At 72.1% G+C, this 20,767-nt stretch carries 18 protein-coding genes and 1 tRNA gene; 9 read left to right on the top strand and 10 right to left on the bottom strand.

Translation table 11 applies throughout. The features are described 5' to 3' along the window. Nucleotides 1-254: 254 nt before the first annotated feature. From FHX46_RS08760 to FHX46_RS08740, 5 genes are all read right to left on the bottom strand, one after another. Nucleotides 255-2,405, bottom strand: a complete 2,151-nt coding sequence (locus FHX46_RS08760) for a glycoside hydrolase family 15 protein (RefSeq protein ID WP_313886066.1) — start codon at nt 2,403-2,405, stop codon at nt 255-257. Nucleotides 2,406-2,528: 123 nt separating this feature from the next. After that, nucleotides 2,529-3,239: an SAM-dependent methyltransferase gene (locus FHX46_RS08755; protein WP_167112283.1), complete on the bottom strand. Its 711-nt coding sequence runs from the start codon at nt 3,237-3,239 to the stop codon at nt 2,529-2,531. A 70-nt stretch (nt 3,240-3,309) separates the two neighbouring features. Then, nucleotides 3,310-3,381: transfer RNA gene (locus tag FHX46_RS08750), tRNA-Val, on the bottom strand. 40 nt (nt 3,382-3,421) lie between these two features. Further along, nucleotides 3,422-3,886, bottom strand: a complete 465-nt coding sequence (locus FHX46_RS08745; protein ID WP_167112281.1) for a peroxiredoxin — start codon at nt 3,884-3,886, stop codon at nt 3,422-3,424. A gap of 61 nt (nt 3,887-3,947) precedes the next feature. Then, the gene (locus tag FHX46_RS08740; protein WP_167112279.1) at nt 3,948-4,379 is read right to left on the bottom strand and encodes a DUF3052 domain-containing protein; all 432 of its coding nucleotides are present in this window, start codon (nt 4,377-4,379) and stop codon (nt 3,948-3,950) included. Nucleotides 4,380-4,748: 369 nt separating this feature from the next. On the opposite strand from FHX46_RS08740, the gene aceE reads away from it, so the two are divergent. Continuing rightward, nucleotides 4,749-7,556, top strand: a complete 2,808-nt coding sequence (gene aceE, locus FHX46_RS08735; protein ID WP_167112277.1) for a pyruvate dehydrogenase (acetyl-transferring), homodimeric type — start codon at nt 4,749-4,751, stop codon at nt 7,554-7,556. A 74-nt stretch (nt 7,557-7,630) separates the two neighbouring features. Then, nucleotides 7,631-8,842 (top strand): alpha-hydroxy acid oxidase, encoded by a 1,212-nt coding sequence (locus FHX46_RS08730; protein WP_167112275.1) that lies wholly within the window; start codon nt 7,631-7,633, stop codon nt 8,840-8,842. On the opposite strand, the gene FHX46_RS08725 is transcribed toward FHX46_RS08730, so the two are convergent. Further along, a complete protein-coding gene (locus tag FHX46_RS08725; protein WP_167112273.1) occupies nt 8,839-9,468 on the bottom strand; it encodes a nicotinamide mononucleotide transporter family protein in 630 nt (209 codons plus the stop codon). The two genes, FHX46_RS08730 and FHX46_RS08725, sit on opposite strands and share 4 nt — an antisense overlap. A 246-nt stretch (nt 9,469-9,714) precedes the next feature. Between FHX46_RS08725 and FHX46_RS08720 the strand changes: the two genes are divergently transcribed. The 5 genes from FHX46_RS08720 to FHX46_RS08700 all read left to right on the top strand — a co-directional run bounded on the left by FHX46_RS08720 (nt 9,715) and on the right by FHX46_RS08700 (nt 14,586). Continuing rightward, on the top strand, nt 9,715-10,926 hold the full coding sequence (locus FHX46_RS08720) for a PucR family transcriptional regulator (RefSeq protein ID WP_167112271.1): 1,212 nt from the start codon (nt 9,715-9,717) through the stop codon (nt 10,924-10,926). A 181-nt stretch (nt 10,927-11,107) separates the two neighbouring features. Beyond that, on the top strand, nt 11,108-12,013 hold the full coding sequence (locus FHX46_RS08715; protein WP_167112269.1) for an ACP S-malonyltransferase: 906 nt from the start codon (nt 11,108-11,110) through the stop codon (nt 12,011-12,013). Beyond that, the gene (locus tag FHX46_RS08710; RefSeq protein ID WP_167112267.1) at nt 12,010-12,987 is read left to right on the top strand and encodes a beta-ketoacyl-ACP synthase III; all 978 of its coding nucleotides are present in this window, start codon (nt 12,010-12,012) and stop codon (nt 12,985-12,987) included. Before FHX46_RS08715 ends, FHX46_RS08710 begins: the two co-directional genes overlap by 4 nt. Before the next feature lie 62 nt (nt 12,988-13,049). Further along, nucleotides 13,050-13,295, top strand: coding sequence for an acyl carrier protein (locus tag FHX46_RS08705; RefSeq protein ID WP_167105997.1), 246 nt, complete (start codon nt 13,050-13,052; stop codon nt 13,293-13,295). A gap of 43 nt (nt 13,296-13,338) precedes the next feature. Next, nucleotides 13,339-14,586 carry a beta-ketoacyl-[acyl-carrier-protein] synthase family protein gene (locus tag FHX46_RS08700; protein WP_167112265.1) on the top strand — a complete coding sequence of 416 codons (1,248 nt, stop codon included), beginning with the start codon at nt 13,339-13,341 and terminating at the stop codon, nt 14,584-14,586. A 53-nt stretch (nt 14,587-14,639) separates the two neighbouring features. On the opposite strand, the gene FHX46_RS08695 is transcribed toward FHX46_RS08700, so the two are convergent. Continuing rightward, on the bottom strand, nt 14,640-15,224 hold the full coding sequence (locus FHX46_RS08695) for a hypothetical protein (protein WP_208400939.1): 585 nt from the start codon (nt 15,222-15,224) through the stop codon (nt 14,640-14,642). A 100-nt stretch (nt 15,225-15,324) separates the two neighbouring features. Then, on the bottom strand, nt 15,325-15,816 hold the full coding sequence (locus FHX46_RS08690) for a DUF3145 domain-containing protein (protein WP_167112263.1): 492 nt from the start codon (nt 15,814-15,816) through the stop codon (nt 15,325-15,327). Between the two features lie 391 nt (nt 15,817-16,207). Between FHX46_RS08690 and FHX46_RS08685 the strand changes: the two genes are divergently transcribed. Further along, nucleotides 16,208-17,545, top strand: a complete 1,338-nt coding sequence (locus FHX46_RS08685) for a hypothetical protein (protein ID WP_167112261.1) — start codon at nt 16,208-16,210, stop codon at nt 17,543-17,545. Here the strand turns inward: FHX46_RS08685 and FHX46_RS08680 are convergent. Continuing rightward, nucleotides 17,542-18,375, bottom strand: a complete 834-nt coding sequence (locus FHX46_RS08680; RefSeq protein WP_313886065.1) for an alpha/beta fold hydrolase — start codon at nt 18,373-18,375, stop codon at nt 17,542-17,544. The two genes, FHX46_RS08685 and FHX46_RS08680, sit on opposite strands and share 4 nt — an antisense overlap. A gap of 49 nt (nt 18,376-18,424) precedes the next feature. Next, nucleotides 18,425-19,819 (bottom strand): dihydrolipoyl dehydrogenase family protein, encoded by a 1,395-nt coding sequence (locus FHX46_RS08675; RefSeq protein ID WP_167112260.1) that lies wholly within the window; start codon nt 19,817-19,819, stop codon nt 18,425-18,427. An 83-nt stretch (nt 19,820-19,902) separates the two neighbouring features. Between FHX46_RS08675 and FHX46_RS08670 the strand changes: the two genes are divergently transcribed. After that, on the top strand, nt 19,903-20,754 hold the full coding sequence (locus FHX46_RS08670; protein WP_167112258.1) for a histone-like nucleoid-structuring protein Lsr2: 852 nt from the start codon (nt 19,903-19,905) through the stop codon (nt 20,752-20,754). The last annotated feature ends 13 nt before the right edge of the window (nt 20,755-20,767 follow it).

The raw sequence follows: 20,767 nt of genomic DNA, 5'->3' as shown, positions 1-20,767 counted from the left end.
ACCCTCCGACAGACAGCACGAAGCCAGCCCCAGCGAACCACCCCGCCAAGGCGACGCCAGGCACCCTTGGTCGTCCCGGAGCCTACCCGTCCGGCGAGGACTCTTGTGATCTTTTTGCCGCTTCGCGGTGGGGGAGGTCTGTGCGTGAGTGGTTCCGTTGCGGTGCAGGTGTTCCGAGGGTGGGGCGTAAGCGGTTGCGCGGTCGGGAGGTTCGCGCGCGGTGCTGGGGCGTGCAGCTGTAGACCGCTCGCCGCTCAGCCCGTCAGATAGCGCGTCGCCACCACGTCGGGGTACTCCACGGGTCTCCCCCGCGCCACCGACCACGCCAGCCGCAGGTATTGGGCGTGCGTCCAGGCCAGCGGGGTGGCCGAGGCGGTCGGCGTGCCCGGTCGCACGGCCGGGTAGGGCGGGTTCGTGTCCCACACCTGTTCCGGCAGCAACCCGGTCTCGCCGGCGCAGGCGGCGATGTCCCGCAGCCTTCCGCGGGCCGCGTCGCGGTTGCCGGCCAGCAGTTCGTACTCGCCGCGCTCACCGGCGAAGATCGGCCACAACCGGCCGTAGGTCCGCACCACGTCCGGCCGGTTCACGTTCCACGGCCGGCCGTCGGCCTGTTCGCCGTATCCGTCGCCGGAGTAGCGGTGCCAGTGCCGGCCCGACGGCGTCAGCGTGGAGATCCGCGCGTCCACCACCGCCAGCGAGTTCAGCACCACCGGGTCCTGCGCCTGCCGCACACCCAGCCGCACCAGCTCGAGGAAACCGGCGTCCACCACGGCCCGCTGGTCGGTCGTGCCGGGGTTGTTGTTGCCCAGGTGGTACGCCGTCCCGGCGTTGGGGTTGCCGTCCTTCGTCAGCCGCAGGAAGTACGGGCGAGGCGAGTACGGCCCGTTGCCGGTCACCGTCCAGCCGTCCACCGCGGCCCGCCACCGGTCTGCCGCGGCGAGGAACCGCGACGGGTCACGCCCGGCCCGGTGCATCAGGTCGGCCAGGCACACCAGCCCGGCGATAACCGACGCGATCGTGGACGGGGAATAGCCGCTCTGCTCCTCCCACCGCTCCTGCTCGGTGTACGGCGAGGCGTGCCCGTCCCCCGTGTCGGACAACAGGAAATCGCCACCGCGCGCGAGACTGTCCACTGTGGCCGGATCATCTCGGTCGAGCAGCCACGCCAGCAGCATCGGCGCGGCGGTCTCGTCGAGCTGGACCGAGGTCCAGAACGGCGTGCCGTCCACAGTGGTGTTCTGCGGCCAGTGCCCGTCCGACTGCTGCACCCGCAGCAGGTAGTCCAGCGCGCGTTCCGCGGCCGCCCGGTCGCCGGCGGCGAGCAGCCCGGTGGCGATCTGGTACAGGTCCCGCGGCCACACCAGGTGGTAGGACCCGTACCGGGGCGCCACCGCCCGGTCGAATCCGAACGCCCACGGCATCGACGGTGACGCGATGAACGCACCCGGGTTGCGCTTGTCCTCACTCGCGGCCAGCACCACCACCGAGGTCAGGTAGACGCGCCGGTCCGCGTCGGCGGGCGGCCCGGGCAACCCGGCCAGGTAGTGCCGCCACCCCGAGGCGTACGCCGACGCGGTGGGGCCGAATCCGCGGGCCAGCGAGGCCCGCGCGGCGCGCACCGCGTGGTCGGCGTCCGCGCCGAAGCCGAGGGCGATCAGCTCCCGGGTGCGGGTCAGGCCGTCGAGCCGCAACCGGCCGAGCTGAACGACGTTGCCGGGCCCGGCCGTCGCGTAGTGGTGCGCCAGCCGGCCGCCGCCGGCGACCAGCTCGGTCCACCCGTCGTTGACCCCGGCGTAGCCGACGGTCGACTCGCTGAACCCGCCGCCCGCCATCAGGGCGCCGGCGCTGCTGCCGTTCGCCGCCACGAGCGCACCGGCCTGCGGAAAGGCGTGGTCGGTGGTGCCGTCACCGCCGAGCGCCGGATCGTACAGCACGTACACCCGCAGCGGCCGGCGTGACCGGAACTCGACATCAACGAGCACCGTGTCCCGGTCCGGATCCGTCACGTACCGGGTGGTCAGCGTCCACCCGGTGCCGCGCGCGGTCTGCCGGTACGCGGGCACCTCCTCGTCCGGGAGTTCCGTGCGGTGCTCGACGTCCGACACGCGCTCCACAAAGGACTGGCCGTCGGTGACGACGATCTGCGTCTCCCGGCTCGCCGGCGTGCTCAGGTCCGGGTGGTACACCTCGGCGAGCCGGCCACCCTCGAGCGTGAACCAGACCGGGCTCGCCGACCGCGCGGTGCCGAAACCCAGCTTGTCGGCGGGGGTGAACGTGGTGTCGGCGCCCGGGCCGCCCGGTGCCGCACCGCCGGGATCCGCGCTCGCGGGTACCGCCGGTGCCGCCACGGCGGAGGCGCCGACCAGCGCGGCAGCACGGAGGAAATCCCGCCTCGAGGTAGCCACCCGTCGACCTCCCACAATCCGATGCCCGATCCGGAAAACAATTACCAGGACCGTGGGCGGCGGAAAAGGGGCCGATGGTCTGGGCACTGCTCGCGAACCCGGCCGTCATCCGCGGCGTGCCGCTCAGCGTCGCGCTACGGGTGTGAGCACGAGGGTGAGGAACCCGAAGCAGTGCCGGTAGCCACGCAACCACTCGTCCCGGTGCTCGGTCGCCGTGGCGAGCTGGTCGGGCGCCCGCTCGGCGAGGGAGCCGCTCCAGTTCCACTCGTAGTCGTCCAGCTCGTGCCGGGTGCTGAGGTGCCCGTAGACCGGCACCCAGCCGTCGGCGGTCACCATGTCGACGGTGGTGGGCAGGTCCGCGAGGTCGCCGAGCAGCTCGACGGCCTCCGCGCTCGGTTCCTGTTCCCAGTACCCGTCGCCCACGATGACCCGCCCACCGGGCGCGAGCAGCTTCCGGGCCGCCGCGAGGGCCGGCAGCAGACCGCCGAACGCGTGGGTGGAGCCGACGCAGAGGACGAGATCCGCGGGCGGGCCGGTGAACTCGGCGGCGTCCAAGTGGTGGACGGTCAGCCGGTCGGCGAGGCCACGCCGCTCGGCTTCCCGGCGAGCGTGCTCGAGAGCGACGGCGGAGAGGTCGACACCCTCACCCCGGGCCTGCGGGCGCAGTTCGAGCGCACGCAGCAGCCACTCCCCGCCGCCACAACCGAGGTCGAGGATGCGCGCGTCCAGACGCGGCAGGCCCCTGGCCAGCAGCCTGGTCACGGATTCGTCACCGAGCGGTGCGGCGACGGGGTGATCGGCATGCGCGAGGCGCGAGATCAGGTCACGGTCCACGGCACGCAGTCTGTCAGCACGAAACGCCGCGAGCACCGGGTTTTCCGCGCGACCGGCGCGGCCGGACGGGTGGGCGCAGCAGGGTTCGAACCTGCGACCCCCTCCTTGTAAGGGAGGTGCTCTTCCGCTGAGCTATGCGCCCCGGACCGGCGGCGCCCCGAGGGACCCCGCCGGTGCGAGCATCATTCCGGCAGCTCGGCCACCGCACGCTTCCAGGCGAGCTGGTCGCGCGGCTCACCCGGCTGGTTCACCTCGGCGAAGCGCACCACGCCGTCCTTGTCGATCAGGAAGGTGCCGCGGTTGGCCAGGCCGGCGCCCTCGTTGAACACGCCGTAGAGCTTGGCCACCTCACCGTGCGGCCAGAAGTCCGACAGCAGCGGGAACTGGTAACCCTGCTGCTCGGCCCACGCCTTGAGCGAGAACGGTGTGTCCACCGACACCCCCAGCACCTGCACGCCCTGGCCGTCGTACTCGGCGAACTCGTCGCGCAGCTGGCAGAGCTCGCCCTGGCAGATCCCGCTGAACGCGAACGGGTAGAAGACCAGCAGCACCGGCTTGTCGCCACGGAACGACGACAGCGTGACCGGCTGCTTGTTGTAGTCGTTCAGGGTGAAGTCCGGAGCAACTGAACCGACCTCGATCGCCATCGAAGCACCTTCCCATCGCCAACGTTGCGCTTGCCGCACGCCCACCTTAGCGTGCGGCTTCTCAGCGCTGCTTCGACTTGGACTTCGGCGGCACCAGCTTGGTGCCGGACCAGTTCGGCCCGACGCTGATGTTCGAGGTCTGGGCGAGGCCGACGGTGGGCACCGCCTCGGCGATCTCGCTCGGCTCCACGTGCCCGGGCTGCCCCGTCTTGGGGGTGAGCACCCAGATGAAACCGTTCTCGTCGAGGGGCGACCGCGCGTCCATGATCGCGTCGACCAGGTCCCCGTCGTCCTCCCGCCACCACAGCAGGACCACGTCGATGACCTCGTCGGCGTCCTCGTCGAGGAGATCGCCGCCGATATGTTCTTCGATCGCGGCACGCAGGTCGTCGTCGACGTCCTCGTCCCACCCGATCTCCTGAACCACCATGTCCGGCTTGATGCCAAGCCTCTCGGCGACGCTGCTGTGCTCAGCGTCTCCAGCGGCGACCACTGCTGTCACTCCTCCAACTCACGACGCGGGCGGCAGGACGCCGCCGCACCCGACATACGGATGGGTGTAGCGAACACGTCCGGCGGCTCCGGCGCAACCGTCCACACCGGATCTCTGTCAACTCGTAGCGCAGCGTAGGGCCCGCCGGGACGTGTCCGCGACCGCAAAACGACCCTCTCGGGAACCCCTCCGGGGACACCTGGCCTAGGGTAGAGATAACGCGCGCGCGTGCGCGCGCGGAACTAGGTGAACGTTACCGCTCAGTAGCGATGACGGGAAGCTCGGATCGAACGACCATGACAGAGAGGACACGGCCACCAGAGGCACCCGTGTCCCGTACTCGAAAGTGACGACCGGCGAGGAGATCCCTTGGCCCCCCAGAACCACCAGGCCGCAGGCAACGGAGCCAGCAGCGATCGGGCCCCGGCCCGGGTCCGCGTCATCCGCGACGGATTGGCGGCCCACCTGCCCGACATCGACCCGGAGGAGACCGCCGAATGGCTCGACTCGTTCGACGAGGCACTCGCCCGGGGCGGCCAGCAGCGGGCTCGATACCTGATGCTGCGGATCCTGGAACGCGCCCGTGAGCGCAACGTCGGTGTCCCGCCGCTGACCGCGACGGACTACGTCAACACCATCCCCACGGAGAACGAACCGTGGTTCCCCGGCGACGAGGAGATCGAGCGCCGGTACCGGGCCTACATCCGGTGGAACGCCGCGATCATGGTCCACCGGGCGCAGCGGCCCGGGGTCAGCGTGGGCGGGCACATCTCGACCTACGCGTCCTCGGCCGCGCTGTACGAGGTCGGCTTCAACCACTTCTTCCGCGGCAAGGACCACTCCGGCGGCGGTGACCAGGTGTTCATCCAGGGTCACGCCTCGCCCGGCATCTACGCCAGGGCGTACCTGGAGGGCCGGCTCACCGAGTCGCAGCTCGACGGCTTCCGCCAGGAGATGTCGCACGCGGGCGAGGGCGGCGGGCTGCCGTCGTACCCGCACCCGCGCCTGATGCCGTCGTTCTGGGAGTACCCGACCGTGTCCATGGGCCTCGGCCCGATGAACGCGATCTACCAGGCCCGGTTCAACCGGTACCTGCGCGACCGCGGTATCAAGGACACCTCCGACCAGCACGTCTGGGCGTTCCTCGGCGACGGCGAGATGGACGAGGCGGAGTCGCGCGGCCTGATCCACGTCGCGGCGGGCGAGGGCCTGGACAACCTCACGTTCGTCATCAACTGCAACCTGCAGCGGCTGGACGGGCCGGTGCGCGGCAACGGCAAGATCATCCAGGAGCTCGAGGCGTACTTCCGCGGCGCGGGCTGGAACGTGATCAAGGTCATCTGGGGCCGCGAGTGGGACGCGCTGCTGCACGCCGACCGCGACGGCGCGCTGGTCAACCTGATGAACGTCACCCCCGACGGTGACTACCAGACGTACAAGGCCAACGACGGCGCCTACGTGCGCGAGCACTTCTTCGGCCGCGACCCGCGGACGAAGGACCTCGTCAAGGACCTGACCGACGCGGAGATCTGGAACCTCAAGCGGGGTGGCCACGACTACCGCAAGGTGTACGCGGCGTACAAGGCCGCGATGGAGAACCACGGCCAGCCGACGGTGATCCTGGCGCACACCATCAAGGGTTACGGCCTGGGCCCGACGTTCGAGGGCCGCAACGCCACGCACCAGATGAAGAAGCTCACGCTCGACGACCTGAAGCTGTTCCGGGACGCGCAGCGCATCCCGATCAGCGACGAAGAGCTGGAGCGCGATCCGAAGCTGCCGCCGTACTACCACCCGGGCCCGGACTCGCCGGAGATCCAGTACATGATCGGGCGCCGCAAGACGCTCGGCGGGTTCGTGCCGGAGCGGCGCAACCGGGCGAAGTCGCTGGTGCTGCCGGGCGACAAGGTGTACGAGGCGGTGCGCAAGGGCTCGGGCAAGCAGGAGGTCGCCACCACGATGGCGTTCGTCCGGCTGGTCCGCGAGCTGGCCAAGGACGGCGAGATCGGGCACCGGATCGTGCCGATCATCCCGGACGAGGCCCGCACCTTCGGCCTGGACTCGATGTTCCCGACGGCGAAGATCTACAACCCGCACGGGCAGAGCTACACGTCGGTGGACGCGAGCCTGATGCTGGCCTACAAGGAGTCCGAGCACGGCCAGCTGCTGCACGAGGGCATCAACGAGGCCGGGTCGACGTCGTCGTTCACGGCGGTGGGCACGTCCTACGCCACGCACGGCGAGCCGATGATCCCGATCTACATCTTCTACTCGATGTTCGGGTTCCAGCGCACCGGCGACGGCCTGTGGGCCGCCGCGGACCAGATGGCGCGCGGGTTCGTGCTCGGCGCCACCGCCGGCCGCACCACACTGACCGGTGAGGGCCTGCAGCACGCGGACGGGCATTCGCTGCTGCTGGCGCACACCAACCCGGCCGTGGTGGCCTACGACCCGGCGTGGTCGTTCGAGATCGCCCACATCGTGCGGGACGGCCTGCGCCGGATGTACGGCGAGGGCGGCCCGGACGGCAACGGCGAGAACGTGTTCTACTACATCACGATCTACAACGAGCCGTACCGGCAGCCGGCCGAGCCGGAGAACCTCGACGTGGCGGGCCTGCTCAAGGGTCTCTACCGCTACGCGGAGGCGCCGGCGGGCGACGGTCCCGAGGCGCAGATCCTGGTGTCCGGCGTGACGATGCCGGACGCGCTCAAGGCGCAGCAGATGCTGGCCGAGGAGTGGGGCGTGCGCGCGGCCGTGTGGTCCGCGACGTCGTGGTCGGAGCTGCGCCGGGAGGCGGTCGCGGTCGACCGGGACAACCTGCTGCACCCGGCGGACGAGCCGCGCGTGCCGTACGTGACGCAGGCCCTGTCCGGCGCGACCGGCCCGGTCGTGGCGGTATCGGACTGGATGCGGGCGGTACCCGACCTGATCCGCCCGTGGGTGCCGACCGACATGGTCACCCTGGGCACCGACGGGTTCGGGTTCTCCGACACGCGTCCGGCGGCGCGGCGGTACTTCCTGGTCGACGCCGAGTCGATCACGGTCGCCACGCTGGCGGCGCTCGCCAAGCGTGGCGAGGTCGCGCAGGACAAGGTGGTCGAGGCCGCGCGCAAGTACCGGATCGACGACGTGACCGCGGCGGGTCCGCAGCTGACCGACGCCGGCAACGCCTGATCCGCCCGTGACCGTGACGGCCGCCCCCGCACCGGGGGTGGCCGTCACGGCGCGGTGCGCGAGGATGTCGTCCCATGACGCGACGCCGACTCCCCCGGCCCCGTGAGCTGCAGCGGATCCTGCGGCCCCGGCCGGTCGAGCTGAACCCGACCGACCGGCGGCTGGCGAAGGCGCACACCATCGCCGATCTGCGCACGATCGCACGCCGGCGCACGCCGCGTGCGGTGTTCGACTACGCCGACGGCGCAGCCGAGCTCGAGGAGAGCCTGCGCCGTGCCCGGCAGGCGTTCCGCGCAGTGGAGTTCCACCCCAGCGTGCTGCGTGGTGTGTCCGATGTGGACACCGGCGTACCGGTGCTCGGCGAGCGGTCGGCGCTGCCGTTCGCGTTCGCGCCCACCGGGTTCACGCGGATGATGCACCACGAGGGCGAACGGGCGGTGGTCCGGGTCGCGCAGCGGGAACGCATCCCGTACGTGCTGTCGACGATGGGTACCGTCTCGATCGAGCAGGTCGCCAGTGCGGCCCCGCAGGCACGGAAGTGGTTCCAGCTGTACGTGTGGCGGGACCACGGTGCGGGCCGGGAGCTGATGCAGCGGGCGTGGGACAACGGGTACGGCACGCTGCTGCTGACGGTGGACACGCCGGTGGGCGGGGCGCGGATGCGGGACGTGCGCAACGGCCTGACGATCCCGCCCGCGCTGACGCTGCGGACGTTCGCCGACGGCGCCCTGCACCCGGCGTGGTGGTTCAACCTGCTGACCACCGAGCCGCTGACGTTCGCGTCGTTCGAGTCGTGGAACGGCACCGTCGCGGAGCTGATCAACTCCCTGTTCGACCCGGCGTTGAACTTCGACGATCTGGCGTGGGTCCGCGAGACCTGGCCGGGCAAGCTGGTCGTCAAGGGGATCCAGAACCCCGCCGACGCGCGGGAGGTGGTCAAGTGCGGCGCGGACGCGGTGGTGCTGTCCAACCACGGCGGCCGCCAGCTCGACCGGGCACCCACCCCGCTGGAACTACTGCCGGCGACGCTGGACGCGGTGGGTGGCGACGCCGAGGTGTGGCTGGACACCGGGATCCTGTCCGGCGGCGACATCGTGGCCGCGATGGCGCAGGGCGCCTCGCTGTGCCTGGTCGGCCGGGCCTACCTGTACGGGCTGATGGCCGGCGGGGAGCGGGGCGTGCAGCGGTGCGTGGACATCCTGCGCGGCGAGATCGTGCGCACCATGCAGCTGCTCGGAGTGCGGCGGATCACGGACCTCACGCCGGCCCACGTCACGGTGCGCTAGCGGGACGCCGTGGTGAGCTGCTCGACGCGCGCGCTGACCCGGTGCCAGCTCCACCAGCCGTGCACGACCAGGACCGCGAACACGAGGTAGACGGCCGCCGAGAAGTACAGCCCGGAGGAGATCTGCAGCGGCACGCCGATCGCGTCGACGACGAGCCACACCAGCCAGAACTCGACCAGCCCGCGTCCCTGGGCGGCGAAGGCCACCAGGGTGCCGACGAAGATCGCCGCGTCCGGCCACGGCGCCCAGGACGCGTGCAGCGCGTCGAGCACCAGCGCCATCACCACGGTGCCCGCCACGAACGCCGCGGCCATGACGATCCGCTCGACCCCCCGGCCACCGCGCACGATCACCCCGAACACCGGGTCGCGCCGCCGCGTCCACGCCCACCAGCCGTAGACCGAGATCAGCAGGATCGCCACCTGGCGGGCGGCCAGGCCGCCCAGGTGCGCCGACGCGTAGACGGCGAACAGCAGCACAGTCGCGCCGACCTGCACCGGCCAGGTCCACAGCGTGCGGCGCTGCGCGAGGAAGACGACGGCCAGCGCGCACAGCTGGCCGGCCAGCTCCGCGATGGAGATCCACTGCCCGAAAACGGACAACCCGTGCTGCAACAGAACGTGCATGACGCCTCCCGTCTGCGGCACAACCTGCCACATCCCGCCCGCATTCCGGCACACGCAGTGAGCCCTGCTACATCCGTGGAAAATTTCTGTCACGATCGAGTGAGAAGACTGGCGGAAAATATCCACTGGGTCCATATTGGACCTACCGGTGGGGACCGGGGAGATAAGGCCGCCCGGCGCTGCGAGAACCGCAACGCGCCGGGCGGCCTCGCATTTACCGGACGGCCGGTTAGAGTCGGTTCCGCGATGACCCAGACGAACGGCAGGCGGCCGGCCAAGCACCACGGCCTTTCGGCGAAGACGCTGCGCAGGCTCGAGCACGCCTCGGGACGCCTCGCCTCCGCCAGCGTCGCCGCCATGGAGCAGCGGCTGCCCTGGTTCGGCCGGCTGCCCGCCGAGCAGCGGGCGAGCATCCTGCTGATCACCCAGACCGGCGCGGCGGGGTTCGTGGACTGGCTGCGCGATTCGCAGGAGGCGCTCAAGCTCACCACCGAGGCGTTCCGCGGCGCGCCCGAGGACCTGTCCCGCTGGATCAGCCTGCGGCAGGCCGTCGGGCTGGTGCGGCTGGCGATGGAGGTGTTCGAGGAGCAGCTGCCGGAGTTCGCCGCCACCGACGAGGAGCACGCCGCGCTGGTCGAGGGCATCCTCCGCTACGGCCGGGAGATCGCGTTCGCCACGGCCAACTCCTACGCCGCCGCTGCGGAGGCACGCGGCGCGTGGGACGCCCGGCTGGAGGCGCTGGTCGTGGACGGCATCGTGCGCGGCGACGCCGAGGAAGCGGTGCTGTCCCGGGCCGCGGCGCTGGGCTGGGAGCCGTCGGCGATGGCGACGGTGCTGGCCGGGCGGCCACCGTCGGACGACCCGCCGAGCGTCGTGTTCGAGGTGCGGCGCCTGGCGGCCCGGCTGGGGCGCCCGGTGCTGCTCAGCGTCCAGGGGACCCGGCTGATCGTGGTGGCCGGCGGACCGACCGACGGTGACGCCCGGCAGCGGGAGGTGCTCGGCAAGCTGGCCGGCGCGTTCGGCGAGGGGCCGGTGGTCGCCGGGCCGACGGTGCCCAGCCTCGCCGAAGCGCACCGCAGCGCCGCCGAGGCGTTGTCCGGGCTGCGGGCGGTGGTCGGCTGGCCGGGGGCTCCGCGCCCGGTGCGGTCGTCGGACCTGCTGCCGGAACGAGCCCTGTCCGGGGACGCCGACGCCGAGCGGCTGCTGATCGAGGAGATCGCGCAGCCGCTGGAGAGCGCCGGGCCGACCATGCTGCAGACGGTGGACGAGTACCTGGAGTCCGGCGGGGTGCTGGAGACGTGCGCGAAGAAGCTGTTCGTGCACCCCAACACGGTGCGGTACCGGCTACGGCGGGCAGCCGAGCTCACCGGCCGCAACCCCGCCGAGCCGCGCGACGCCCTCGTACTGCGGGTCGCCCTGACCGTCGGCAGGCTCGCCCGGGCGCGCGGCCTCTGGTGACCCGCCGGTCACAGGCTGCTGGTGACCGGTTTCACTTCCGGCCTGCCCGGAACCGACAACACATCGCCGCTGGAAGAGGGCACCCGGGCGCCATCTTTGTAGGTCTTCTACAAGATCGCCGCTCCGACTTGGTGACCAGCGGCATCCCGGCCCCGGCCGGCGAGCATGTTCCCTTGAAGGCGTGACAGCAGTGCTCGCTCCCGGGCAGGGCTCCCAAGCGCCCGGCATGTTCTCCCCCTGGCTCGAACTCGACGGTACCCGCGAGAAGCTCGCGCGGTGGTCGGAGCGGACCGGGCTCGACCTGGTCCACCTCGGCACCGAGGCCGACGCCGAGACCATCCAGGACACCGCGATCACGCAGCCGCTGATCGTCGCGCTCTCGCTGCTGGCCTTCGACGCGCTGGGCGACGTCCCGTCCGGCGCCCCGGTCGCCGGCCACTCGGTCGGCGAGCTGGCGGCCGCGGCCGCGGCCGGCGTGCTCACCCCCGAGGAGGCCGTTGCCCTGGCCGCGGTGCGGGGCGCCGAGATGGCGAAGGCGTGCGCGATCGAGCCGACCTCGATGGCTGCTGTCATGCTGGGCGACCCGGACCAGGTCGTCGCGTGGCTGGCGGATCACGGCCTCGTCGCGGCGAACCGCAACGGCGCCGGCCAGATCGTCGCCTCCGGCGCCAAGGACGCGATCGAGCGCATCGTCGCCGAGCCGCTCGAGGGCACGAAGGTCCGGCCGCTGAAGGTCGCCGGCGCCTTCCACACCCAGTACATGGCCCCCGCCGAGGAGGCCCTGCGCGCCCACGCCGCGTCCATCACGCCGAAGGACCCGGTCCGCCCGCTGCTGTCCAACGCCGACGGCACCGTGGTCACCAGCGGCGCCGAATACCTGGAGCGGCTGGTCAAGCAGGTCACGCGCCCGGTCCGCTGGGATCTGACGATGGACGGCCTGGTCGAGCTGGGCGTCACCACGACGGTCGAGCTGCCGCCCGCGGGGACCCTGACCGGACTGGTCAAGCGCCAGCTCAAGGGCACGGTCACGCAGACCGTCGCCGTGAAGACCCCCGCCGATCTGCCCGCCGCCAAGGAGATCCTGTGAGCCCGGTGTTACGCCAGAAGCAGGGCCCGGCCGCCACCCGCATCCTCGGCGTCGGCAGCTACCAGCCCGAGCGCGTCGTCACCAACGACGACCTGTCCCAGATCATGGACACCAGCGACCAGTGGATCCGGGACCGGGTCGGCATCATCGAGCGCCGGTTCGCCGACAAGGACGAGCTGCTCGTCGACATGGCGGTCAAGGCGGGCAACGCGGCGCTGGCCGACGCCGGCCTGCAGCCGGCCGACGTGGACACGGTGATCGTGCCGAACTGCACCATGCCGTCACCGATCCCGAACGCGGCCGGCCAGGTCGCCGACCGGATCGGGGTCAAGGCGGCCGGCGCGTTCGACCTCAACGCCGCGTGCGCCGGGTTCTGCTACGGCCTCGGCGTCGCCTCCGACCTGATCCGCGCCGGCTCGGCCGGGCGGGTGCTGGTGATCGGCGCGGAGAAGCTGACCGACGTGGTCGACCCGGTGGACCGCGCCAACGCGATCATCTTCGCGGACGGCGCGGGCGCCGCGGTGGTCGGACCGTCGGACGAGCCGGGCATCGGGCCGGTCTCCTGGGGCAGCGCCGGGGACCTGGTCGACACCATCTACATGCGCGACCACCGCTACATCTACCAGGAGGGCCAGTCGGTCTTCCGGTGGGCGACCACGCAGATCGCCCCGATCGCGTTGCGGGCGGTCGAGCTGGCCGGGTTGCAGCCGTCGGACGTCGACGTGCTCATCCCGCACCAGGCGAACCTGCGGATCGTGGACGCGATCGCCAAGCGCCTGCGCGCCAAGGGCGCGCGGGAGGACCTGATCGTCGCCGACGACATCAAGTTCTCCGGCAACACCTCGTCCGCGTCGATCCCCATGGCGCTGGACCACATGCGGAAAGCGGGCACCGTCAAATCGGGTGACGTGGTGCTGATGGTTGGATTCGGCGCGGGCCTGTCCTACGCCGGACAGGTCGTCATCTGCCCGTGATACCACTATCGCCGGCAGGCACGGGCCTGCCGGTGTCGAACCCTCAGAAAGGAAACACCATCGTGGCGGACAAGCAGGAGATCCTCAACGGCCTCGCGGAGATCGTCGAGGAGGTCGCGGGCGTCTCGCAGGACGACGTGAGCCTGGAGAAGTCCTTCGTCGACGACCTGGACATCGACTCGCTGTCGATGGTGGAGATCGCGGTGCAGGCCGAGGACAAGTTCGGGGTCAAGATCCCGGACGACGAGCTGGCCAACCTCAAGACCGTCGGCGACGCCGTGGACTACGTCGCCGCGAACGCCAAGTAAGCACGAGCTGAATTTCTTCGGCCGAACCTCGGGGAGACTCCGCATGAGCAACATCGACGTCGTGATCACGGGGATCGGCGCGACGACGCCACTCGGCGGGGACGTCGCGTCCACGTGGGAGGGCTTGCTCGCCGGCCGCAGCGGCATCCGGCGGATCGAGGCCGACTGGGTCGAGCGGTTCGACCTGCCGGTCAAGATCGGCGCGACGCTCGCCGAGGATCCGGCGGAGAAGCTGCCGCGCGTGCAGGCGCGCCGGCTGGACCGGTGTGAGCAGATCGCGCTCATCGCCGCCCGGCAGGCGTGGGCGGACGCCGGTTTCGAACAGCCCAGCGACGAGCACACCGACGTCGACCCGGATCGGCTCGGCGTGTCCATCGGCACCGGCATCGGCGGCCCGCTGACGCTGCTGGCCATGGACGACCTGCTCGAGGAGCACGGCATCCGGAAGGTCTCGCCCCTGACCGTGCCGATGCTGATGCCGAACGGGCCGGCCGCGCACGTCGGCATCGACCTCAAGGCCAGGGCCGGCGTGCATTCGCCGGTGTCGGCGTGCGCCTCCGGTGCCGAGGGCATCGCCAACGGCTACCAGATGATCCAGAACGGCCGGGCCGACGTGGTGGTGGCGGGTGGTGCGGAGGCCTGCATCCACCCGATCACCATCGCCGGGTTCGCGCAGGCGCGGACGGTGTCCACGCGCAACGACGAGCCGGAGCGCGCGTCGCGGCCGTTCGACACCGACCGGGACGGGTTCGTGCTCGGTGAAGGTGCCGGTGTGGTCGTGCTGGAGCGGGCCGACCGGGCGAAGGCCCGCGGCGCGCGGATCTACGGCCGGCTGGCCGGGTACGGCATCACCTCCGACGCGCACCACATCACCGGCAACCACCCGGAAGGCATCGGGCAGATCGCCGCGATGGCCAACGCGATGACCATGGCGGGTCTCACGTCGGCCGACGTCGGGCACGTGAACGCGCACGCGACGTCCACCGTGGTCGGTGACATCGGCGAGGCCAACGCCATCCGCAAGGCCGTCGGTGAGCACCCGGTGGTGACCGCGCCGAAGTCGGCTCTGGGGCACCTGGTCGGTGGCGCGGGGGCGGTCGAGGGCATCCTGACGCTGTTGTCGCTGTACCACGGGGTGGTGCCGCCGACGCTGAACCTGGAGCACCTGGACCCGAAGGTCGAGCTCGACGTGGTGTCCGGGGAGCCCCGGAAGGTGGAGCTCGCGGCCGCGCTGAGCAACTCGTTCGGGTTCGGCGGACACAACACGGCGCTGTTGTTCACCGGCGCGTAGGTTCTGTTGCCCGGCGAAGACCCCGGCCCGGTGCCGGGGTCTTCGTCATGCCGTCAGCAGCGGGACAGCTCCGGGGTGGTGGAGCCGGTGACCGCGTCGATCTTCCACGCACCGGACTCGAGGGCGAGCGGCAGGACCAGTCGCCAGTGGACACACGGTTCGGGGAGTTCGGGCGGGGCGTCCTCGGCGTTCTGGGTGCTGGTGAACCCGACGAGGACGCGCAGCTCCGCGTCGGAAACCGGGTTGATGCGGTAGACGAGGATGCTGCCGTCGCGAGTGCTGCCGTAGTCGTCGAGCCAGGTGCTCCTGGGTTTGGCCTGGATCCGTTCCCGCGTGACGACCGTCCTCCACAGCTCGTAGTCGCGGTGGTTGATCGAGTCGTAGTAGGTCTGGAGCAGCGTGCGCACGACCTCGCTGCGGGGGTGGGCCGCCGCGTCCGGGGTGAGCTCGACGGTGTCCGGGCCCGGTTGCTGGGCGAGCGGCCGGTTGGTCGTGGACTCGGCCAGGATGGTGTCCGGCACGGCCTCCGGCAGGCGGTAGAGCTCGCGGGCGAGGAGACCGCCGCCGACCATGATCGACACCACCACGATGACCACGGGCACCAGCCAGCGGGGTGGTGCTGCGGGAGGCGCCGGCATGGCTGTCACACCGGCAGCGTAGTGCGGGCGGTCACCCGCGGATGGAGCAGGTTTCCGCGACATCGATCACCGCCGCGACCAGCGTCGCGGGGCAGCCACCTCACCCCACGCGGTGCAGCCACGTGACCGGCGCCCCGTCGCCCGCGTGGCGGAACGGCTCCAGCGCCTCGTCCCAGCTGGCGGCCAGCAGCTCGTCCAGCTTGTGCGTCAGCTGCTCCCCCGCACGGCACGTCGCGACGAGGGTGCGCAGTTGGTCCTCCCCGACGACGATGTCACCGTTCGCGCTCGTGCGGCCACGCCACAGACCCAGCCCGGGCACGTAGCAGAACCGCTCGCCGTCGACGCCGGCACTGGGCTCCTCCGTCACCTCGAACCGCAGCATCGGCCACGCCTTGAGACCGGCCGCCAGCTTGGCGCCGGTTCCCGCGGGCGCACTCCACGTGCACTCGGCACGCAGCTGCCCTGGAGCGGCGGGTTGCGCCGTCCACTTCAGATCGACCCGGGTACCCAGGGTGCCCGAGATCGCCCACTCGACGTGCGGGCACACCGCAGACGGCGACGAGTGGACGTAAACCACGCCACGGGTGCTCACTGCTGACCTCCGCTACTCGACGAGGGGCGTCTTCCCCTACGACCTCGCGAGCCTCGGCACGCCTGCGGTGAAGCAGTCCTTGACGTGACTGCCCACATTCTGCACCCCGCCGACGGCATTTCGCCACAGGAACCTCAGATGTCGCAGCAAACACAGGCACGCGGGGGGCCGGCCCGGCCCCCCGCCCGGGGGAGCGCTGTCGTCCGCGCCACCCCGTCGACTGCAACCAGTAACACTTAACAGAACGACCTCGATCACTGTCAATCACCAACGAGCCGCCCAGTGCCACCAAAGCGGGAGATCTTCCGCGCACTCGTCACACCATCGAGGCCCGTCGGCCCCACAGCGCGCTAGCGTGATTCGCGCGCGGACGAGTTCGGGGAGGTGCGCCGTGCGGTTGGTCCGCCTGGAGCCACAACCCGCGCGCGTCGCCGCCGACGTCCGGGCCGCGCTCGCCGCGCTGGGCCGCGGGGACGACGTCGCCGGCGGTGTCGCACTCGCCGGTGCCCGCCCGCTGCCGGGCCGGCCACCGGTCGAGGCGATCGTCGTGCTCCCCCGCGCCGTCCTCGTCGTGATCGGCGTCGACCTGCCCGGTCCGGCGATCCGCCTCGAAGCGCCCCTGACCGGCCAGTGGAAGGCCGACGGGTGGCCGCTCGTCGCCGACCTTGACGTCGTCAACCCCGCGGCGCACGCGCTTGCGCTGGCCGAAGCCGTCACCGACCGCCTGCGCCCGGACGTGCCCGAGCACCTGCCGATCGCGACGATCATCGCGGTCGGGCCGTTCGCCGAGGAGATCGAGCAGCCGGCCGCCGACCTCGCCGGCCACGTCCGCGTCCTGTTCCCCACGCAGGACAGCCTGCTGGCCGCGATCACCTCGCTGACCCCGGCCCCCTGGCCGTGCACACCGGACCAGGCACGCGCGCTGATCGGCACCCTCGCCCCGGACACCGCCCTCACCCCGGACGATCTGGCCGCCGAAGGCTTTAGCGCGTCCGAAGAACCGGTGACGGTGAAGCTGCCGCCGGCCAGGCCGCGGCCGCGCCGGCGGCCGGCGGAACCCGCGGCGGTGCCACCGGTGGTCCCCCTGCCCGAGGCCGCGATACCGGTGTCCCGGCTCTCCGCGGCCGAGCCGGTGCGCACGATCCCGGCGCCGCGGCCGTTGCCGTGGCGGCCGGCCGCGGCGATCGCCGCGGCGCTGGTGCTGGTGGTGGCCGTGATCCTGCTGGCCACCACGGGCGGGGGCGACGAGCCGGTGACCGCGTCCCCGACCACCACCGTCCCCGCCGGGCGGCAGTCCGTCGCCGGTGTGGAGTTCGCCGAACGGGCCGGCGGCACGGACCGCACCTGTGCCGCGCACTCCTACGGGGACCTGCAGGCCCGGTTGCAGGCCGGTGGCTGCGCGGGCATGGAACGCGGCAGCTTCGAGGCGACCGTGAACGGGCGGGCCGTGGTGGTGTCGGTTGCCGTGCTCACGTTCGGCAGCGACGAGCAGGCCGCGGCCTTCAAACAGCTCGCCGACACGCCGGGCAGCGGCGGCATCACCGATCTGGCGACCGAGACCCACCGGTGGCCGCGCGAACCGGACCTCGCTGGAGCCGCCTACCAGAGCGCCGTCTCGGGCAAGGCGGTCCGGCTCGTGCTGGCCGCCTACCCGGGCGGGCGCTCCGCGCCGGACGATCCGACCCTGCTTCGCGTGGCGGGCGCGGCGCTCGGCGTGCGGATCTCCTAGCCGGTCGCCGCGGCGAGGACTTCGGCGGCGTGGGTCCAGAGCAGGGCGGCACCGGCGCCGGGCACGATCCGGCGTCGCGCGCCGGGGATGCGGGAGGCGAGCAGCGCACCCCCATCCGGCGAGTGGACGTGGTCCCGCTCGCCGGACCACACCAGCACCGGCACCTGGATCGCCTGCCAGTCCAGCGGCCACGGCGACATCGCCAGGAGCGTGTCCGTCGCGTAGCCCGCCCCGCCGTGGGCGAATCCTTCCCGCAGCGCGGCGCGATAGCGGCTCAGGAACCCGGGTTCGCGGTACACCGCGCGGTCGGCCGGGTCGGCGCCGTCCAGCACCATGCGTTCCATCCCATCCGGACCGAGCTCGGCGAAGAACGCGCGGGCGCCGTCGGGATCCGCCGCCACCCGCGCGACCACGTCCTGGAGCGGGGCGGGCACCTGGGCGCGCACGCGTGGATCGGCGACCTCGTCAGCGGGCGACACCAGCAGGAGCCGGGAGGTGATCCCGCGCTCGGCGAGCGCGAGACCGAAGACCGCGGCCTGCGAGTTCGCCACCACCGGCACCGGGCCGCCGAGGCGCGCCACCAGGCACGCGAGGTCCGCGGCCGTGGACGGCACGGTGCGGCCGGGATCGGATGTCGACCCGCCCATGCCGGGACGGTCGACGGTCACCAGCCGGACGCCGGCACGGTCGAGGTGCTCGGCACCGAAGGTCATGGACCGGCCGGTGGCGGCTCCGGCGAGGAACAGCACCGGCACGCCGTCCGCCGGCCCGGTCGCCGACCACGCCAGCACCCGCCCGCCAGGCGGGGACAGCTCGTGATCTTCGCGCACCTGGCACAGGGTGGCGCACACACCTACCGCGGGCAAACGGTTTTCCCGGCTAGAGGCCGTACTCCTCGAGCAGCCGCAGCCACACCTCGCTGATCGTCGGGAACGACGGGACCGCGTGCCACAGCCGGTCCAGCGGCACCTCGCCGGTGATCGCGACCGTCGCCGAGTGCAGCAGCTCCGCGACGTCCTGGCCGACGAACGTCACACCGACCAGCACCGCACGCTCGGTGTCGACGATCATCCTGGCCTTACCGGCGTAGCCGTCGGCGTGCAGCGACGACCCGGCCACCGCGATGTCGATGTCCACCACCCGCTGCCGCGCACCGGGTTCCGGCTCGGTGAGCCCGACCGAGGCGACCTCCGGATCGGTGAAGACCACCTGCGGAACCGCGTAGTGATCGGCCGTGCTGCTGTGCTTGCCCCACGGACGGGTATCGACCGGCTTCCCGGTCGCGCGGGCGGCGACGACGTCGCCGACGATCCGGGCGGCGTACTTGCCCTGATGGGTCAGCAGCGCGCGGCCGGTCACGTCACCGGCCGCGTACAGCCACTCACCATCCACTTCGGACACCATTCCGCTGTCGTCCACGGTCAGCGGCTTGCCCGGGGCCAGCCCGACCACCTCGAGGCCGAGATCGTCGGTGGCCGGCCGCCGTCCGGTCGCCACGAGCACCTGGTCCGCGGTCAGCGTCTCGCCGCCGGTGAGCTCCAGCTGCGCTGCACCGTCCACTGAGGACGCCCGGGACAGGCCCGAACCGGTGTGCAGCCGGACCCCGTCGGCCCGCAGGCCCTCGGCGACCGCGTCACCGGCGAAGTCCGGGTACCGCGGCAGCGGACGCGGCCCGGTGACGATCAGGTCCACCCGCGCACCGAGCCGCGCCCACGCCTGCGCCATCTCCACGCCGACCACGCCGCCGCCGACGACCGCGAGCCGCCCGGGCACGGTGCTGCCGGCGGTGGCCTCACGCGAACCCCACGTCGGCACCTCGTCGAGACCCGGGATCGGCGGTGTCTTCGGGACGCTGCCGGTACAGATCACCACGGCGTGCCGCGCGCGCAGCACCCGGGTGCCGTCCACAGTGACCTCGCGCTCACCCGTGAGACGGCCGCGGCCACGGATCGGCTCGATACCGGCGCCACGCGCCCACTCGACCTGACCGCTGTCGTCGCCCCGGCCGGTGAAGTAGTCGCGGCGCTGGAACACCGCCGCGGGATCCAGCCTCTCCCCCACCGGCACGCCCGGCAGGCGCCGGGCCGCGGCGAGCGCGTTTCCCGGTCGCAGCAAGGCTTTGCTCGGGATGCACGCCCAGTACGAGCACTCGCCCCCGAACCGCTCCCGCTCCACCAGCGCGACGGACAGGCCGCCCTTGACGGCGCGGTCCGCCGCGTTCTCCCCCACCGGTCCGCCACCGATCACGATGACGTCAAAAGTCTCGTCGGCCATGGGCACAGCGCACACCAGCCCGGCGGCCGGCGCAAGTGGGGCGGGTATTCTCGGCGCGAACGCGTGAGTACTGGAGGTTTTCGGTGGCGAAGAACACCGCGGTGCAACTACTGGACGACCTGAACGGCGAACCGGCCGCGGAGACGGTGCGGTTCGGCCTGGACGGCGTCGAGTACGACATCGACCTCTCGGACCCGAACGCGAACAGCCTCCGTGAACTGCTCGGGACCTACGTCCGCGCGGGCCGCCGGACGGGTGGCCGCAAGCGCCCGCCGCGCCGCCTGACGGCCACGCGCCGCGCCAAGTCCCCTGCCACCACGGCGAAAACCACGGAACCCGCGCCGTCGGCGAAGGCGGTGCAGACGGCGAAGACCGGCAAGACCGTCAAGACCGGGAAGCCGGGGAAGTCGGGGAAGTCGGGGAAGCCGGCGCGCACGGGCACCGCTGCCCGGGCCAAGTCCGCCGCCGCGGCGGCGCAGCCCGCGGGCCGGAAGACCACCACCACGGCTCCGGCCGCGAAGGCCACCGCGGCGAAGACCGCCGGGAAGTCCGGCACCGGCCGCAAGGCCACCGCGACGACGAAGCCCGCCGCGGGCACCAAGGCAGCCAAGCCGGCCACCGCCACACCGAAGGCCACGAAACCGAAAGCCACCAAAGCCACCGCAGCGACCGCAACGACGGCGAAACGCGCCACCCGGGCCGGGTCCGCGGCGAAACCGAAGACCACCACGTCCGGCGCGCAGCGGGGCACCAGGGGCGGCGCCGGGACGAAGCAGGACAGCGCGGCGCAGCCGAAGGCCGCCGCGGCGAAGCCGTCCCGCGCCGCGGCTTCCGGGACCACCGGTGCCCGGAAAACCGCCACCCCGGCGGCGAAGACCGCGCGCACGGCGGTCCGCAAGGCGCCGCCCGTCGTGTTCTCCGCCGCCGGGAGCTGACCCGCCGGCTGCG

This window comes from Amycolatopsis viridis (assembly GCF_011758765.1).
Lineage (GTDB): Bacteria > Actinomycetota > Actinomycetes > Mycobacteriales > Pseudonocardiaceae > Amycolatopsis_E > Amycolatopsis_E viridis.
The sequence above is the reverse complement of the archived record's forward strand: the minus strand, read 5'-3'. Positions and strand labels throughout refer to the sequence as shown.